The organism is Janthinobacterium sp. (assembly GCF_031995485.1).
Lineage (GTDB): Bacteria > Pseudomonadota > Gammaproteobacteria > Burkholderiales > Burkholderiaceae_D > Janthinobacterium.
The window spans coordinates 88,821-105,528 of record NZ_DAMAGB010000001.1 but is presented as its reverse complement, the minus strand read 5'-3'; the positions used below and the strand labels follow the sequence as shown (position 1 = coordinate 105,528).

General features: G+C 62.9%; 12 protein-coding genes. 2 read left to right on the top strand and 10 right to left on the bottom strand.

The genetic code is table 11. The features are described 5' to 3' along the window. Positions 1–121: 121 nt before the first annotated feature. From RTQ46_RS00535 to hppD, 4 genes are all read right to left on the bottom strand, one after another. Positions 122–2,842, bottom strand: coding sequence for a TonB-dependent receptor domain-containing protein (locus RTQ46_RS00535; RefSeq protein ID WP_312433947.1), 2,721 nt, complete (start codon positions 2,840–2,842; stop codon positions 122–124). Between the two features lie 125 nt (positions 2,843–2,967). Beyond that, entirely contained in the window at positions 2,968–4,470 is a 1,503-nt protein-coding gene (locus RTQ46_RS00530; RefSeq protein ID WP_312433946.1) for a S41 family peptidase, read from the bottom strand. 127 nt (positions 4,471–4,597) lie between these two features. Next, on the bottom strand, positions 4,598–8,194 hold the full coding sequence (locus tag RTQ46_RS00525) for an indolepyruvate ferredoxin oxidoreductase family protein (RefSeq protein WP_312433945.1): 3,597 nt from the start codon (positions 8,192–8,194) through the stop codon (positions 4,598–4,600). A 354-nt stretch (positions 8,195–8,548) separates the two neighbouring features. After that, entirely contained in the window at positions 8,549–9,667 is a 1,119-nt protein-coding gene (hppD, locus tag RTQ46_RS00520; RefSeq protein ID WP_312433944.1) for a 4-hydroxyphenylpyruvate dioxygenase, read from the bottom strand. A 125-nt stretch (positions 9,668–9,792) separates the two neighbouring features. On the opposite strand from hppD, the gene RTQ46_RS00515 reads away from it, so the two are divergent. Then, a complete protein-coding gene (locus RTQ46_RS00515) occupies positions 9,793–10,323 on the top strand; it encodes an Lrp/AsnC family transcriptional regulator (RefSeq protein ID WP_312433942.1) in 531 nt (176 codons plus the stop codon). Here the strand turns inward: RTQ46_RS00515 and RTQ46_RS00510 are convergent, their stop codons facing one another. From RTQ46_RS00510 to RTQ46_RS00495, 4 genes are read right to left on the bottom strand one after another with little or no spacing between them, the layout of a single operon-like run. Beyond that, the gene (locus tag RTQ46_RS00510) at positions 10,324–11,025 is read right to left on the bottom strand and encodes a GNAT family N-acetyltransferase (protein ID WP_312433941.1); all 702 of its coding nucleotides are present in this window, start codon (positions 11,023–11,025) and stop codon (positions 10,324–10,326) included. It abuts the gene before it with no gap. Beyond that, the gene (locus RTQ46_RS00505; RefSeq protein WP_312433940.1) at positions 11,022–12,137 is read right to left on the bottom strand and encodes a multifunctional CCA tRNA nucleotidyl transferase/2'3'-cyclic phosphodiesterase/2'nucleotidase/phosphatase; all 1,116 of its coding nucleotides are present in this window, start codon (positions 12,135–12,137) and stop codon (positions 11,022–11,024) included. The genes RTQ46_RS00510 and RTQ46_RS00505 overlap by 4 nt, the downstream gene beginning before the upstream one ends. 9 nt (positions 12,138–12,146) lie before the next feature. Beyond that, a complete protein-coding gene (locus tag RTQ46_RS00500; RefSeq protein ID WP_312433938.1) occupies positions 12,147–12,863 on the bottom strand; it encodes a glutathione S-transferase family protein in 717 nt (238 codons plus the stop codon). 14 nt (positions 12,864–12,877) lie between these two features. Next, the gene (locus RTQ46_RS00495) at positions 12,878–14,875 is read right to left on the bottom strand and encodes a transglycosylase SLT domain-containing protein (protein ID WP_409518278.1); all 1,998 of its coding nucleotides are present in this window, start codon (positions 14,873–14,875) and stop codon (positions 12,878–12,880) included. Positions 14,876–14,906: 31 nt separating this feature from the next. Between RTQ46_RS00495 and RTQ46_RS00490 the strand changes: the two genes are divergently transcribed. Beyond that, the gene (locus RTQ46_RS00490; RefSeq protein WP_312433935.1) at positions 14,907–15,506 is read left to right on the top strand and encodes a 5-formyltetrahydrofolate cyclo-ligase; all 600 of its coding nucleotides are present in this window, start codon (positions 14,907–14,909) and stop codon (positions 15,504–15,506) included. Positions 15,507–15,519: 13 nt separating this feature from the next. Here the strand turns inward: RTQ46_RS00490 and metF are convergent, their stop codons facing one another. Together metF and RTQ46_RS00480 are read right to left on the bottom strand one after the other, a co-directional pair. Beyond that, entirely contained in the window at positions 15,520–16,350 is an 831-nt protein-coding gene (gene metF, locus RTQ46_RS00485) for a methylenetetrahydrofolate reductase [NAD(P)H] (RefSeq protein ID WP_312433934.1), read from the bottom strand. Further along, entirely contained in the window at positions 16,337–16,693 is a 357-nt protein-coding gene (locus tag RTQ46_RS00480; RefSeq protein WP_312433932.1) for a phage holin family protein, read from the bottom strand. Before RTQ46_RS00480 ends, metF begins: the two co-directional genes overlap by 14 nt. Positions 16,694–16,708: the final 15 nt, after the last annotated feature.

Genomic DNA, 16,708 nt, shown 5'->3' with positions numbered 1-16,708 from the left:
GCTTTCATATTGAACCCCAACGTCAAAGTGCCGGGGTCGGTCGCTTCGCGATCGGAATACGCCCCACTGGGACGTATTCCCCCTGAGGGTCCGACCCCAGGTCTTGCTGTTGGGTTAGAAATCAGCTACCAAAGTGGTAATTGAATTCCACCCAGCCCTGGCGTCCCACGGGGCTGTAGTTACCGATCGGATAGTACGGCCAGCCATTGCTGCTGTCGCGCTTGATCTTGTCGAACACGTTGTTGACAATGAGCGACACGGTGGCGCGGTCGTTGATGCGGTAGACGCTGCTGATATTGGCCAGCGCCGTCGGCGTCAGGTAGGCCGTGCCGGCGGAGTTCGGCACCTTGCCATAGCGGCTCACCAGCAGCGTGTTCGACCAGTCGCCCGCGCCCCAGTTGACGCTCAGGTTCAGCTTGTCAGGCCAGTCCATATTGGTCATCGATTTGGTTTCGTCGATTTCCTCGTCGCCCGCGAACTGCTGCGACTTCTTGCTCAGCACCTTCGCGTAGTTGGCCTTGAAGGCAAAGCGGCCGTAGTTGCTGGTGCGCAGCAGGTATTTCAGGCTGACGTCGATGCCGCTGCTGCTTTGCTTGGCAGCATTGATCGGGTTGACCGTGATGGTCTTGATTTCGCCTGCCTTGTTCAGCGCCGTAGCCGAGTAGCGCTCGATGCGGCCCAGCGTGTCGATGCAGGTCGGCGACGTGATGTCGGTCTTGCCCAGGCGGCAGTCGGCTTCGTCGCGCAGCAGCTTGTCGTCACTCAGGTTGGTGACCAGGTCATCGATCTTGATGTTCCAGTAGTCGACCGAGACGTCGAAGTTCGAGCTGGGCGACCAGACGGCGCCGATGCCGAACGACTTGCCTTTTTCCGACTGCAGGTCGCGGCTGCCGTTCTGCACGTAGTCGGCGCCCGGCGACTTGTTGGCGAACTCGCAGGTCTCGATCGGCTGGCCGGCGGCGCCGCAGCGGTAGTAGTCGGTGGTGCTCGAATAGTAGCCGGTGCCGCGCGCCTGGTAGATGTAGTTCATGTCCGGCGCGCGGAAGCTGGTGGCGTAATTGGCGCGGAACAGCAGTTCGGGCGCGGGACGCAGTTCCAGTCCGCCGTTGTAGGTGAACTTGCCTTCCTTGCGGCCGGCAAAGCTGTAGCGGTCATAGCGGCCGGCCAGCGTGCCGGTCAGCTTGTCGTGCAGCGGCAGGTTGACCTCGGCACCCAGCGCCGAACGCGAACGGGTGCCGGTGGTGAGGTTGGCGCCGCTGGCGATATTGAAATAGCCTTCGTTGATGCGCGCATCGGGTTCGTTGCGGAAGCCCTGCTTGCCCACTTCGGCAATCGTGGCGATCTTTGCCATGCCGGCCGGCATCTGGAACAGGTCGCCGTTGGTGGCCAGGCTGAGGGTATTGGTCCAGGCCTTGTCTGCGCTGTCGGCGTAGCCGGTGATGCCGTTGAATTCTTCCGGCGTCAGGCGGCGCGACAGGCGCGACGCATCGGGTGCATAGATCGCCACGCCATTGGCGTCGGTGCCCAGTTTGGGTCCCAGGAAGAAGCTGTCGATATTCGAGCGCATGCGCGGCACATGGCCTTCGCTCTTGTAGATCGAGGCGTTGTAGTTCGCTTCATACTGCCAGGCGGTACCGGGAATGCGGCCCTTGGCGCCCAGCGACACGGCGGTGGCCAGGTCGTCCCAGCTGCGGTTGTAGCGCTGCACGCCGCCGATTTCCTCGGGCGAGATAAAGCGCGTCCACTCTTCGTACGCGCCCGTGTTCTGGTTGTAGAACGAGTTGCCGTTCAGCGAAGCCGAGGTCCACGACGGGCCGCGCGTGTTGTTGACGGTCTTGTTCTTGCCGATCAAAAAGTCGGCAAACAGCGTGGTGTCGGCATCGAGCTCATAGTTGGCACTGCCGAACACGTTCTGGCTGCTGTTTTTCGTTTGCGTGGTCCAGAAGGTCGGACGCGCTTTCGGGCTGGCGCAATAGCTGCCGTTCTTTGCCGTATAGCTCGATACGCTGCCGCCGAACATGTCGCCGAACTGATTGCAGGTGTCGCCCAGGTCCACATAGCTGCCGGCCGTGCCGGCGCCCAGCGTGCGGCGCGAGGCCACCGTGGTCGGCACGCCCGAGCGGGTGGTCATGAAGTCGCGCTGCATGCTCGTCAGGGGATCGCGTTCGCTCAGTTCCACGCTGAACAGCGTATGGAGCTTGTCGAAGTTGCCGCCGCCCGTCAGCTGCACGCGCTGGCTGTTGGCGCCGCCGCGCGAGGTGCCGCCGGCCTTGACGTTGATGTCGAACCCTTCGGTCTGTTTTTTCAGGATCACGTTGACCACGCCGGCGATCGCGTCCGAGCCGTAGATGGCGGAGGCGCCACCGTTCAGGATCTCGATGCGATCGACGATGCTCGACGGGATATTGGCCAGGTTGGTGAAGTTGACCGCGCCGTCATAGGCGATCGGAAAGTCGGCCAGGCGCCGGCCGTTCAGCAGGATCAGCGTGTGGTTGGGGCCCAGGCCGCGCAGGCTGATGGTATTGGCCGATGGCGTATAGGTATTGCCATAGTCTTCGCCCTGGGTAAAGCCGCTGTTCTGCACCTGGTTGTTGAGCGCGTCGAACACGTTCTTGTAGCCCTGCTTGGTGATCTCGTCGCCGGTCAGGATGGTGACGGACGAAGGACCTTCCAGGCTGGCGCGCGGAATGCGCGAACCGGTGACGACGACGGCCTGCGGGGTGGCCGCCGGCTGAGTATCCGTTGCGGGCGACTGCGTTTGCGCGTGTGCCTGCCATGCGGAGCCGCCGAGCACGGCCAGTACGGCCAGTGCCAGCGGAGATAACTTGCATTGTTTGTGCATTGCTGAACTTCTTAAAGGTAAGAAATCGAGCAAGATAGCAAAATGCAAGTATTTACAGAACGAATGCTTTCTTCTTACCTTATATCAATATTGTTATAAGCAAAGATCCAGCATCGTTCCCAGGGTCAGCGCCGGATCGCGATTTCCTTGTATTGCGGACGCAACACGCGCAAGGCCACGCTTTCCGAGCTTTCTACCGAGCTCAGCAGCTTGCTCATGCCGGTGGCCGGGATGCAGCTGCCGCGCGTGCGCAGCAGCAGCGCCGACGCCAGCATCGCTTCGTTGCTGTCGCCCAGCGCATGCGCATAGTCATCGGCCACGCGGCAGGTCGGCGCCAGGCCATCGGCATAGTCGCCAAAGCCCTTCGCGTTGACGCCCTTGAACTGCACCGCAAAATAGGTGGTGCCGCAGTTTGGCTGCGGATAGAAGCCATAGGGCTTGCCGCAGGTGGTGTCGCCGATCAGGTTGACTTCCACATCGACGCCGCGCAAGCCGTTGATGATCGACTCGCTGGCCGAACAGGTATTGCCGGTGGTGAGCAGGGTGACGCGCTTGAGGCCCAGGTAAGGCAGTGCGGTGCCCTTGGCAATCGGGTTCGGTGCGGGCAAACCCTGGCTTTGCGCATGAAACGGCATCGGCGCGTCGGCCTTGACCTTGTCGTTGCCGATCACCTGCTCGAACGTCTTGCCGGTGGTCGCCTGCGGGCCGGCGATCATGTAGGCCAGCTCGCTGGCGATATCGAGATAGCCGCCGCCGTTGTAGCGCACGTCGAGCACCAGGTCGCTGATGCCGGCCGCCTGGAAGCGGCGCATGGTGTCGATCAGCTGGCGCTCGGCCACATAGTTATGCGTGTTGAAGGTCAGGTAGCCCACCTTGCCGGTGGCCGTGTCGATGATGCGCTCGTTCTGCACGGCGCTGGTATTGACTTCGATCGCCTGCAGGCTCGCGCCGAGGCTGGTCCCGCCACGGCTGAATGCCAGCGTGTGCCGGCCCTGCGCAGCCGGATACAGGCCCGCATTGATCAGATCGACGCTGGCCTGGTCCCCGGCGTTGACGAAGTCCACGCCATCGATGGTCTGCAGCACGTCGCCGCGCTGCACGCCGGCCAGCGCCGCCGGCGAACCGGGTTCGACGATCGTCACCACGGCCTTGCGCGGCGGCGTGGCCTGGCTGATGGCCAGCAGCATGCCGTAGCCCAGCTCAATGCCCTTGTTTGAGGCTTCCCATTCGGCCGTCGTATAGGTGAAGTGGAACTGGTCCCTGGGCTTGCCGCTGGCCGTAATCGCATTGGTTTTCAGCACATCGAAATAGGCGACCGGGGTGCTGAAGTTTTGCGGCAGATAGGTGCTCGGCACTTCCTGGTACCACAGATAGGTTTCATCGATCCAGCTGCGCACCCAGGTCAGTTCGTTGAGCAGGGTACCCTGGCGGTCGGTGGCGTTGCCGCTGCGCGGCTTTTCGCACAGGTTCTGCACGGTGGACGAGGCCACGATGGTGGGGCTGCTGCCGGTGACGGGCGGTGTCGGCGGCACGCTGGCCGTGCTGCCGCCATCACCACCGCCGCCACCGCCGCAGGCAGCGAGCAACAGGGGAATGGCCAGCAGCGCTACATTACGCAAAGTCTTCACAATTTTTCCATAAAGAAACTATTTGAAAGATTATAAACGTTTTCAGTCACATAGTTGCTTATTACGATACTGAAAAAAACATGTAAAAATGGCGCCCGCAGGCGCCATGCATGACCTCAGTGACAGATCAGGCCACCGTCGCGGCTACCGGCGCCGCCACGGCGGTCGGCAACGGCGGCGGTGCGTTGAAGGCGATCAGCAGGCTCGCCTCCTTCTCTTTTGCCGCCACCAGATGGCGCTCCTTCACGTGGCCATAGCCGCGGATATCTTCCGGTATGCTGGCAATGGCCACCGCCTGCGCCAGTTTCGCCGTGGTCAGCTTGGGCAGCAGGCCACCGACCGTGCGGCGATACTCGTCGATCAGCGCGCGCTCCATCTTGCGCTCGGCCGTGCGGCCAAAGATATCGAACGGGCCGCCACGCAAGCCTTTCATTTTCGCCAGCAGGCCGAACGCCTTCATCATCCACGGGCCGAATTCCTTTTTCACCAGGTGGCCCTGGGCGTCGGTTTTGGCCATGATCGGCGGCGCCAGGTGGAACTTGAGCTTGATGTCGCCTTCGAACATGGACGCGATCTTGGCCTGGAATGCGCCATCGGTGTACAGGCGCGCCACTTCATACTCGTCCTTGTAAGCCATCAGCTTGTAGAAGTAGCGGGCTACCGCTTCCGTCAGGCGCAGCTGCGGGCCGTTCAGCGCGCTTTCGGCGTTGCGCACCTGGTTGACGAAATCGAGGTACTGCTGCGCATAGGCGCGGTCCTGGTAGGCCGTCAGCAGCGCCACGCGCTTGTCGATGATGTCGTCGAGCGTGTCGATGCGCTTGAATTCCACCACCTTGGCCGGCGCCGTCATGCGCTGCAGGCTGGCCGTGTCATGCGCGCCCGCGCGGCCCCAGTTGAAGGCGGCCTTGTTGAAGGCCACCGACACGTTGTTGAGGTCGATGGCTTTCATGATCGCCGCCTCGCTCAGCGGCACTTTGCCCTTTTGCCACGCGTAGCCGAGCATGAACATATTGGTGGCGATCGAGTCGCCCATCAGCGCCGTGGCGATCTGGCCCGCGTCGATAAAGTCCACATGATCCTTGCCGCAGGCCTTTTCGATTTCCATGCGCGCCGAGGCGCCGGGGAACTGCCAGTCCGGGTTTTTCACGAACGCGGCCGTCGACGAACTGGTCGAGTTGATCATGGCCCAGCTGCGCCCTTCTCCCATGCGCGACAGGGCGTCGCGGCTGGCCGTGACGATCAGGTCGCAGCCGATCACGAGATCGGCCGCACCGGTGCCGACGCGGGTCGAATGGATATCGTCCTGGCGGTCCGCCAGGCGCACGTGCGACATTACCGGGCCGCCCTTTTGCGCCAGGCCGCTCATGTCCAGCACGGAACAGCCCTTGCCTTCCACGTGGGCCGCCATCGCCAGGATCTGGCCGACGGTCACCACGCCGGTGCCGCCGATGCCGGTGACCAGAATGCCGAATGGCTCGGCCGTGGTTGGAATCACGGGCGTCGGCAGGACCGGCACTTCAGGTCCGCCCTTGTCGGCGCTGGCCGCTTTTTTCGGCTTTTTCAGCCCGCCGCCTTCCACCGTCACGAAACTCGGACAGAAACCCGTGGTGCACGAAAAATCCTTGTTGCAGGACGACTGGTTGATCTGGCGCTTGCGCCCCAGTTCGGTTTCCAGCGGCTCCACCGACAGGCAGTTCGATTGCACGGAACAGTCGCCGCAGCCTTCGCAGACGGCTTCGTTGATCACGGCGCGCTTGGCCGGGTCCGGGTATTCGTTGCGTTTGCGGCGGCGGCGTTTTTCCGAGGCGCAGGTCTGGTCATAGATCATGGCCGACACGCCCGGCATGTCGCGCAGTTCGCGCTGCACGTCCATCAGCTCGGAACGGTGGCGCACGGTGACGCCTTCGGCCCAGGCGTAGTCGGACGGATATTTTTCAGGTTCGTCGGTGACGACGATGATCGGGCCCACGCCTTCGGCCGCGATCTGGCGCGAGATGATCGCCGGCGATAACGGCCCGTCGAATTCCTGGCCGCCCGTCATCGCCACCGCGTCGTTGAACAGGATCTTGTAGGTGATATTCACCTTGGCCGACACGGCCGCGCGGATCGCCAGGATGCCCGAGTGGAAGTAGGTGCCGTCACCCAGATTCGTGAACACATGCTTTTCGTTGGTGAACGGCGCCTGGCCGACCCAGGTCACGCCTTCGGCGCCCATATGGGTAAACGTCGACGTTTCGCGGTCCATCCACAGCACCATGTAATGGCAGCCGATGCCGGCCAGCGCGCGCGAGCCTTCCGGCACCTTGGTCGAACTGTTGTGCGGGCAGCCAGAGCAGAAGAACGGCGTGCGGTCCTTTTGCGGATCGGGTTTCACGCTGATGGCTTTCAGGACGTTTTCTTTCGCTTCCAGATAGGCGATGCGCTCCTTGACGCGCTGCTCGACCGGATGGCCGGCGTAGTAGCGCGAGATGCGGCTGGCGATCGCGCGCGCGATCATGGCCGGGTTCAACTCATAGGTGGCCGGCAGCAGCCAGTCGCCGTGGCCGGTGCCCTTCTGGTTGCTCCATTCGCCCGTGTCGTCGAACTTGCCGACCACGCGCGGACGCTCGCCATCCTTCAGGTTGTACAGCTCTTCCTTGAGCGCGTATTCGAGGATCTGGCGCTTTTCTTCCACCACCAGGATCTCGTCGAGGCCTTTGGCGAACTCGTGCACGCCGTCCGCTTCCAGCGGCCAGGTCATGCCGATCTTGTACAGGCGGATGCCGATATCGGAAGCCGTCTGCTCGTCGATGCCGAGGTCGGCCAGCGCCTGGCGCGTATCGAGGTAGGACTTGCCGGCGGTAATGATGCCGATGCGCGCTTTCGGGCTGTCCCAGATGATTTTGTTGAGCTTGTTGGCGCGCGCATAGGCCAGCGCGGCATACCATTTGTAGCTGTTCATCCGCACTTCCTGCTCCAGCACGGTGTCCGGCCAGCGGATGTTCAGGCCACCGGCCGGCATTTCGAAGTCGGTCGGCAGGGTGATCTGCACGCGGTCCGGATCGAAGTCGACCGCCGCGCCCGACTCGATGATGTCGGTCACGCATTTCATCGACACCCATAGCCCCGTGTAGCGGCTCATGGCCCAGGCATGCAGGCCGTAGTCGATGTATTCCTGCACCGACGACGGATACAGCACGGGAATGCCGCAGGCGTTCAGGATATGGTCGGACTGGTGCGCGGTGGACGAGGACTTGGCCGCATGGTCGTCGCCGGCCAGCACCAGCACGCCGCCATGCTTGGCGGTGCCGGCGTTGTTGGCGTGCTTGAACACGTCGCCGCAGCGGTCCACGCCCGGGCCCTTGCCGTACCACATGCCGAACACGCCGTCGTACTTGGCGTCCTCGAACAGATTGGTCTGCTGCGTGCCCCAGACGGCCGTGGCCGCCAGGTCTTCGTTCAGGCCCGGGTGGAACTTGACGTGGTGTTCGTCCAGGTATTTCTTGGCTTTCACGGCCGTCATGTCGACCGAGGTGACGGGCGAACCGCGGTAGCCGGTAATATAGCCGGCCGTGTTCAGGCCCGCTTTCAGGTCGCGTTCGCGCTGCATCATCGGCAGGCGGATCAGCGCCTGCGTGCCGGTCATGAAGGCGCGGCCGCGCTGCAGTGTGTATTTGTCGTTGAGGGAAATATCGGACGCGTGCGCGCCCGGCTCAAGATTCGAGCCCTTGACTGGTGCATTCATTACTTGTCTCCATTATTCTCTGTGCTACGCGTGCAAAGTCGGTTGAACTCACACGTACCGGCCCTGCCTTGTAAGCGCGCCGGTGCGGAAAAATGACTTGTTTGTCGTAGACTACCACAGGAATGCGCGCAGTTCTTTTGCTGCACTGCACACCTGCGTGGGTACCTTTTGGTGCTTCTTTTGGTGCTTTTTCTTGCTGCGGCCTTGTCGGGTTACGCCGTTCCGGCTAACCCGACCTACGCAAAACAGGGGGCGTAGGTCGGGTTAGCCCGCAGGGCGTAAGCCGACAAACACCCATCATCCGCGCAGGTCGGGTTAGCCCGCAGGGCGTCAGCCGACAAACACCGCCCAGGCTTACACCGCCGTCAACACGCCGCGCTTGATCTGGTCCAGCTCGATCGATTCGAACAGCGCGCGGAAGTTGCCTTCGCCGAAGCCCTGGTCGCCCTTGCGCTGGATGATCTCGAAGAAGATCGGGCCGATCACCGTCTGCGTGAAGATCTGCAGCAGCAGTTCGCGTTCCGTGTCCGTGCTGTGGCCGTCGATCAGGATGCGCAAGCGGCGCAGTTCATCGAGCTGCTCGCCATGGTTCGGCAGGCGGCGGTTGACCAGTTCGTAATACGTCTCGATGGTGTCCTGGAAATCGATGCCGGTGTCGCGCATGCCCTGCACCGAGCCGTAGATATCGTCCGTGCCCAGCGCGATATGCTGGATGCCTTCGCCGTGGTACTGGTCCAGGTATTCGGCGATCTGCGACTTGTCGTCCGACGATTCGTTGATCGGGATGCGGATCTTGCCGCAGGGCGAGGTCATGGCTTTCGACTTGAGACCCGTGTGCTTGCCTTCGATATCGAAATAGCGCACTTCGCGGAAGTTGAACAGGTTTTCATAGAAACCGGCCCACTCCTTCATGCGGCCCCGGTGCACATTGTGCGTCAGGTGGTCGATATAGGTCAGGCCATGGCCGACCGGATTGGCCACCGCGCCCGGAATCGCGACGAAATCGACGTCATAGATGCTGATGTCGCCGATGCCGCCCGGCGCCGGAGCGCCTTCCTTGTCCGCGCCCTTGCCGCGCCAGCGGTCGACAAAGTACAGCAAGGAATCGCCCACGCCCTTGATGGCGGGAATGTTCAGTTCCATCGGGCCGGTCTTGTTGTCGAAGCCCCAGGCGCCCAGTTCCAGCGCGCGGCGGTACACGAACGCGGCGTCGTCGACGCGGATGGCGATCGCGCACACGGACGGGCCGTGATGACGGGCAAAGCGCTGCGCGAACGAATCCTGTTCGGCATTGATGATGAAATTGATGTCGCCCTGGCGGTACAGGGTGACATCCTTGTGGCGGTGGCGCGCGATGGCCGTGAAGCCCATGTTCTCGAACAGCTTGCCCAATGCTTTTGGGTCTGGTGCTGCATACTCGACGAACTCGAAACCATCGGTACCCATCGGGTTATCCCAAGGTTGAAATTGCATGATGTCTCCTCCTAGAAGTAGGGCACAGTATAGGCGGGGCCGGCCGGCATTAAATGCCAAAGATCTCCCGAACAACCATGATTTGCGCAATAATATTGCGTGAAATTAGCCCTACCGGAGGAAGCATGAGCAAAATTACGCTGGATAAAACCGACCGCAAGATCCTCTCGGTGCTGCAGGCCGACGGCCGGCTGTCGAATCAGGACGTGGCCGAGCAGGTCAGCCTGTCGCCATCGCCGTGCCTGCGGCGCGTCAAGCGCCTCGAAGAAGCGGGCGTGATCCGCCAGTACGTGGCGCTGCTGGACCCGGAAAAGATCGGCCTGGGACTGCTGGCGTATGTGAACGTGCGGCTGGAAAAGCACAGCGACGCCACCGCCCATACCCACAGCACGGCGCGCGTGCTGGCGCCCAACCTGGTGACGACGACCTCGCCACGGGCCGACTTTGCCGTGGCCGTGTCGCAATGGCCGGAAGTGGTGGCCTGCTATGCGATGACGGGCGAAATGGATTATCTGCTGCGCGTGCACGTGGAAGACATGGAGCACTTTTCGCGCTTCATGATGGCGACGCTGCTGCGCCACCCGGCCGTGCTGGACGTGAAATCGAGCTTTGCCCTGCAGCGTATCAAGGATACGACCGCCCTGCCCCTGCTGTAGTCAGGCTGGCGGAGGCGTCTTCTTGCGCCCCGGCAAGCGATCCCACAGCTTGGAGGCGGCGCGCGCATTGGCCTTGAAGGTGTAGTCGAACATGGCGAACTGTTCCTGCACCGCCTCCTGCAGCATGCTGCTGGGGTTCGGCGGCAACAATTTCAAATATGCATCGGCTTCGCCGTATTCGCGCTGGATTTCCATGCCCGCCTTCTTGGCGATATGCATCATCGTCTTGTTGGACGACAGGCAATGCATATACAGCGTATCGACATCGTTGTTGCGGCAGTGAATCGCCGCCCGCTCGAACAGCTTCGAGCCCACGCCCATGCCGCGCATCGATTTCGATACCGACACGCCAAATTCTGCCACCTGTTCCTTGGTGGTTACCACGCTTTTCGCGGGCGACTTGTCTTTCGGCGCAAACGCCAGGTGGCCCACGCCGACCAGCTTGAAGGTGCTGCTGTAGACGCCGTAGACCATATCGCGCGAGAAATCCATCTTCTGCACGTATTGCGCCACCAGCTCGTCGGGCAGCGAGCTGCCGAAGCGCAGCAGGCGGTCGCTCTTTTCCAGCGACAGGAAATGCTTCATCATCCGGCGCCGGTCGCGCTCGTGCAGCTGCTTGACCAGCACGGCGGGACGCGCGTCGCCGCTGCTGCGGCTGAGCCAGCGGCGTAACGGATTCTGGAACAGTTTCGGCAATGTCATGGCACTTCCCGGCTGCTGATCGCATTGGTCACGGCTTCCACGCGCGCCGCATGGATCACGGCAGGAATCTTTTTCGGCTCCTGCGCGCAGGCCAGCGCCAGCGCGCCCGCATCGACACCGCGCACCGCCGCCAGCATCGCCTGCAGCCAGGCGGACTGCGGGAAATCGCGCGCCTGCCTTGTACGGGCATCGCATTCCACCGCCTGCAGCAGCTGCACGAAACGCTGCGGCTTGCGCAAGCCGTCGCAGCGCTCGCACAGGCTCACCAGCTCTTCGGCGCTCGAGGCCAGCGCACCGGCAATCGCAGCCTGCTCGCGCGCCGCCATCACGGCCAGCTCGCGGCAGTCGTTCGGCACGCGCAGCCGTTCGCCGAGCGCGATGATCTGTGCGACGGGAACGGCCAGCATCAGCACGGCAAAGCGCACGCACAATTCCAGGCCTGCGGCGGCGGCACGGTCGATCGCCTGCAGCAGGTGTGGGGCGATGTCCAGCTCGGGCAGGATGCGCGGCAAGGCGCCGCAGTCCTGCAGCACCGCCAGCATGCGCGACGGCTGCGCTTCCATCAGCCCTTTTGCCACTTCCTGCCAGACGCGCTCGGCCACCAGCGCGTCGACTTCGCCGTTGGCCACCATGCTGCGCATCAGCACCAGCGTGGCAGGCGCCACCGTAAAGTCGCCGAAGCGGGCGGCAAAGCGGGCCACGCGCAGGATGCGCACGGGATCTTCGCCAAACGCGTCGGAGACATGGCGGAAAACCTTGTTGTGGATATCGTCGACGCCGCCAAACGGATCGGTCAGCTGGCCGTCTTCGTCGCGGGCAATCGCATTGATGGTGAGATCGCGCCGCACCAGGTCGTCTTCCAGCGTGACGTCGGGCGCCGCGTGGAACACAAAGCCCCGGTAGCCGGGGGCCGTCTTGCGTTCGGTGCGGGCCAGCGCATACTCCTCCTGGGTCTTCGGATGCAGGAATACGGGGAAATCCTTGCCGACTGGACGGAAGCCACGGCGCAGCATGTCGTCCGGCGTGGCGCCCACCACCACATGGTCGTGATCCTTGACGGGCAGCCCCAGCAGCGCATCGCGCACGGCGCCGCCAACCGTATAAATCTTCATCTCAACCATTCAATCAGGCAAATCGGCGTCGTGTTTCGCCGCCACTTCCGTCTCGGCCAGCGCTTCGGCGATCCAGCGCGCCACGGCCGGGTGCGCCTGCACGCGCTCGCAATACGCGTTCAGGGCCGGCGCCAGCGACACGCCATAGGTACGGAAACGCATCACGACGGGCGCAAAATACGCGTCGGCAATCGAAAAATCGCCGAACAGGAACTGATGGTGGCCAAAGCGCGACAGGCACTCTTCCCAGATTTCGCTGATGCGGCCGATATCGGCCTGCGCGCCCGGCGTGCGGCCACGGCCCGGCAAATGGGCCTTGATATGCATGGACATATCGCTGCGCAGGTCGGCAAAGCCGGAGTGCATTTCGGCGCAGATACAGCGCGCCATGGCGCGCGCGGCCACGTCCTGCGGCCACAGATGCAGTTCCTGGAACTGCTCGGCCAGGTATTCGCAGATGGCCAGGCTGTCCCAGATGGTGATTTCGCCGGCCAGCAGCACCGGCACGCGGCCGCAGGCCGAATATTCGGCGATCTTGCTCGACGTATCTTTCTGGTCGAGCAGCACGCGCACTTCCTGGAATGGAATGCCGAACGCCGTCAGCGCCACCCACGGCCGCATCGACCAGGACGAGTAATTCTTGTTGCCAATAATTAAGGTCAGGCCTGGTTCGCGCGCTGCTGCCAGGGCTTGCGTCAGGCTGGGGTCAAGGACGGTGGTTTGCATGATCGGCGCTCAGTTCAGTTAGAGGAAGGCAAATCGGCGGAAATCGCGCTGTTTTTCGGGCCTACGGTGGACAGGCGCGCTTTCAGCGACTGCGGGCTCTTGTCGAACAGTGCCGCATAATAGGTGGCGTTGGCCATCACGTTTTTCACGTAGCCGCGCGTTTCCGTGTACGGGATGGTTTCCGCAAACACGGCCCCTTCCAGCGGACGCGTCATGGTGGCGCGCCAGATGCGCAAGCGGCCGGGACCCGCGTTATAGGCGGCGCTGGCCAGCACTTGCGAGCCGTCGAGGCCGCCCACCACCATGTTCAGGTAGTTGGTGCCCAGCAGCACGTTGGTACGCACATCGCTCAACGTTTCCGTTACGAAATCGGTCAGGCCGATCTTCTTGGCCACATAGCGGGCCGTCGACGGCATCACCTGCATCAGGCCGGAGGCGCCCACATGCGATTGCGCATCCATGATGAAGCGCGATTCCTGGCGGATCAGGCCATACACCCAGGCCTTGTCCAGGCCCAGCGACTTGGTGGCCGGATGCATCACATCATCGTGCGGGGTCGGATAGCGCTGCGTGTAGTCCACTTCCAGGCGCGTGCGGTCCGAGGTATTGACCATGCGGTCGAGCACATTGTTCTGGCGCGCAAATTCGGCCGCCGCCAGGTGCTGGCGGTCGGTCATCGAGCGCAATTCCCAGTTCCATTCGCGCGTGCCCTCAAAGCGCAGGCGCATATTGAAAAATTTCAGCGCGCGCTGCAGGCCGGGGTTGGCGGCCATGGCGGCGATTTCCGCCGGGCTGACGGGCTGGCCCGGTGGCGGCAGGACCAGGTGGTTGCCCAGCTCTTCATTGGCCAGCAGGCCATAGAAGTTCGCCTGCGTATTGATGCTGCGGTACAGCGCGTCAGCCTGGGCGTTCGGACGGCCCGGCGTTTCCGCCTGCAGCGAGCGCGCCAGCCAGTAGACCCAGGTCGGGTCCTGGCGCAGCGACACCGGCATGGCCTGGATGGCGGACTTGACCAGCGGCCATTGTCCTTCACGCAAGGCGATGCGCGCCTTCCATTGCATCTGCTCCTGCGTCAACGGTGCGCCATTCGCTTTCTGCCAGTAGTCGAACGCTTCCGGCGCCAGCGAATACGAGGCCTGCAAGGCCAGGTTGGACCAGCCGGTCGCCTGCTCCTGCGCCGTCAGTTTCGGCAGCGCCTTCTGCAGCGCCACCACACCCAGTTTCAGCGTGCTTTTGGCCATGCGACCCACGGCCACCAGGTACATTTCATGGTCGGCCTGGCTGGCGCCCGGCCCCTTGGCCAGCATCAGCGCCGGCAGGTCGATCGCCTGCGCCATTTTCGCGTCGGACGCGCCCAGCAGCAGCGCGATGCGGCGCGCCGGGCCGGTGGCATTGGTCTGGCCGGCCAGGCGGATCTGCGCCCACAAATCATTGCTGTCGAACTGGCCGCTTTGCGCCAGCGCCGTGATCAGGCTGCCGCATGCTTCACCATAGCCGGGCGGCGACTGCAGCAGCACGCGCGCCTCGTCCGCCACTTTCTGGCCCTTGGCCAGGCGCGACATCAGCGCATAGCACTTGAGCTGGGTATCGTCGTCGAGCGCGAATTGCGGGTATTGTTCATCGAAGATCACCCAGTTGCGCTGGCGGCCCAGTTCCAGCAACCAGTCGTTGCGGAAGCGGTCGGCGATCGCGCTGCCCTTGTAGCGGGCCAGATAATCGCGAATTTGCGCTTCCGTCAGCTGCCGGATGCGCGGTTTGAGCCGATAATAGTCGACATACGATGGCACCTGGTAATTGGCGAGCCGGCCGGCGTAGAAGTCGACCTTCTCCATGTCTTCCTTGCGCGAGGCGTCGCGCAGCAGCAAAAAGGCATCGTCTTCGCTGCGCGTATCGGGCACGGCAGCGGCAACCGGGTTAGCTGGAAGTGCGGCCTGGGCCAGTGCGGCCAGGGGTGACAAGGCGGATGCAACACACAGCATCGTACCGGCAATCCATTTCGGTGGGGAAATCAATGTACGACTCTCAATGTAAGCTGATGGTGATATGAATAGCGACCCTAGAATAACATGCGATCCGGCCAGTTCGCCACCCATTGCTCTACAGGAAAAAACTGCGCTGCGCAAAGCGCTGCTGGCCGACCGCCGCGCCCTGCCCGAGGCCACCCGCGGCAGCTGGGATGCGGCCATTGCGCAGCGCCTGCTGGACTGGTGTGCAAATGAAAACATTGCCGAACTCGCCGTCTACTGGCCGCTGCATGGCGAGCCCGACCTGCAGGCCGCGTATGCCGAACTGGCCGCGCGCGGCGTGGCCCTGAGCCTGCCGGTGGTGCTGGAAAAGCAGGCGCCGCTGGCGTTTGCACGCTGGACGCCAGGCGAACCCATGGTCAGGGACGGCATGGGCGTGGCCGTGCCGGCCACACTGCGCTTGATAGCGGCGCCTGCCACCTTGCTGGTGCCCTGCCTGGGTTTCAATCTGCAACGCTACCGGCTCGGCTATGGCGGCGGCTATTACGACCGCACCCTGGAACATGCGCCGCGTCCATTGACGTTGGGCATAGCCTACGGCTGCCTGCAGGCAGCATTTGTCAGCGGCCCATATGACATTGCCCTCGATCACATCATGACCGAGGGCAATTTGTTTTAGTACGCCAGACGGATTACTTGACCAGCCGCTGCCACAAGGCGGTGGTGGGCGCCGCCTGGTTCATGCTGTAGAAGTGCAGGCCCGGTGCGCCGCCTTCAAGCAGGCGTTCGCACAGGCTGGTCACCACATCCAGGCCAAAGGCCTTGATGGAGGCGCTGTCGTCGCCGAAGCTGGCCAGCTTCAACCGCACCCAGCGTGGAATTTCCGCGCCGCACATGTCGGAAAAGCGCATCAGCTGCGTGTAGTTCGTGATCGGCATGATGCCGGCCACGATCGGCACGTTGATGCCGATCTTCTGCGCCTGCTCGACAAACTGGAAATACGCGTCGGCATTGTAGAAGTACTGGGTGATGGCGGCATCCGCGCCAGCCTGCACCTTGCGCGCAAACGCCTGCAGGTCGTCCTGCGGCGATCGGGCCTGCGGATGCACTTCGGGATAGGCCGCCACTTCGATATGGAAATGGTCGCCCGTCTCGGCGCGGATAAATTCCACCAGCTCATTGGCATAGCGGAACTCGCCCGAGGCGCCATAGCCACTCGGCAAGTCGCCGCGCAAGGCCACGATACGGCTCACGCCAGCGGCCTGGAAGTCGGCCAGCACGGCGCGGATCGACTCGCGCGAACCGCCGACGCAGGACAGGTGCGGCGCAGCCTGTTCGCCGGCCGCCAGGATCTCGCGCACGGTGTCGAGCGTACCCTGCTGCGTGGTGCCGCCGGCGCCGAACGTCACCGAAAAATACTTCGGCTGCAGTTCGGACAGTTTGGCACGCGTGACGCGCAGCTTTTCCGCCCCTTCCGGGGTCTTTGGCGGGAAGAACTCGATACTGAAGTTATGGGTTGCCATCGGTTTTACTCAGAAGTAAGGTCGACAAGGCCCAGGAAATGATGCTGTACAGAATGGCGCCACCCACGGCCGACCAGAAACTGGCGACATGGAAGCCATCGACCACCTGCGCCACCAGCCAGAACAGAAAGCCGTTGATAATCAGGATAAACAACCCCAGCGACACGAACGTCACCGGCAGGGTCAGCATCACCAGCAGCGGACGGATCAGGGCATTGACCAGTCCCAGCAAGGCCGCTGCCACCAGCGCGGTCCAGCCGCTGCTCATGGTGATCGAATGCATCAGGTAAGGCACGGCAAACAGGGCTGCCGCATTGATAAACCAGATCAGGAGCAAGCGCATTTCTTTAGCCTGTCA

What these genes read in the sequence shown, in the direction of transcription:
- RTQ46_RS00525 (WP_312433945.1), bottom strand. Translation starts at nt 8,194, where the DNA reads ATGAATGCACCAGTCAAGGGCTCGAATCTTGAGCCGGGCGCGCACGCG.
- RTQ46_RS00505 (WP_312433940.1), bottom strand. Translation starts at nt 12,137, where the DNA reads ATGAAGATTTATACGGTTGGCGGCGCCGTGCGCGATGCGCTGCTGGGG.
- RTQ46_RS00500 (WP_312433938.1), bottom strand. Translation starts at nt 12,863, where the DNA reads ATGCAAACCACCGTCCTTGACCCCAGCCTGACGCAAGCCCTGGCAGCA.
- RTQ46_RS00490 (WP_312433935.1), top strand. Translation starts at nt 14,907, where the DNA reads ATGAATAGCGACCCTAGAATAACATGCGATCCGGCCAGTTCGCCACCC.
- RTQ46_RS00480 (WP_312433932.1), bottom strand. Translation starts at nt 16,693, where the DNA reads ATGCGCTTGCTCCTGATCTGGTTTATCAATGCGGCAGCCCTGTTTGCC.
- RTQ46_RS00510 (WP_312433941.1), bottom strand. Translation starts at nt 11,025, where the DNA reads ATGACATTGCCGAAACTGTTCCAGAATCCGTTACGCCGCTGGCTCAGC.
- metF (WP_312433934.1), bottom strand. Translation starts at nt 16,350, where the DNA reads ATGGCAACCCATAACTTCAGTATCGAGTTCTTCCCGCCAAAGACCCCG.
- hppD (WP_312433944.1), bottom strand. Translation starts at nt 9,667, where the DNA reads ATGCAATTTCAACCTTGGGATAACCCGATGGGTACCGATGGTTTCGAG.
- RTQ46_RS00535 (WP_312433947.1), bottom strand. Translation starts at nt 2,842, where the DNA reads ATGCACAAACAATGCAAGTTATCTCCGCTGGCACTGGCCGTACTGGCC.
- RTQ46_RS00515 (WP_312433942.1), top strand. Translation starts at nt 9,793, where the DNA reads ATGAGCAAAATTACGCTGGATAAAACCGACCGCAAGATCCTCTCGGTG.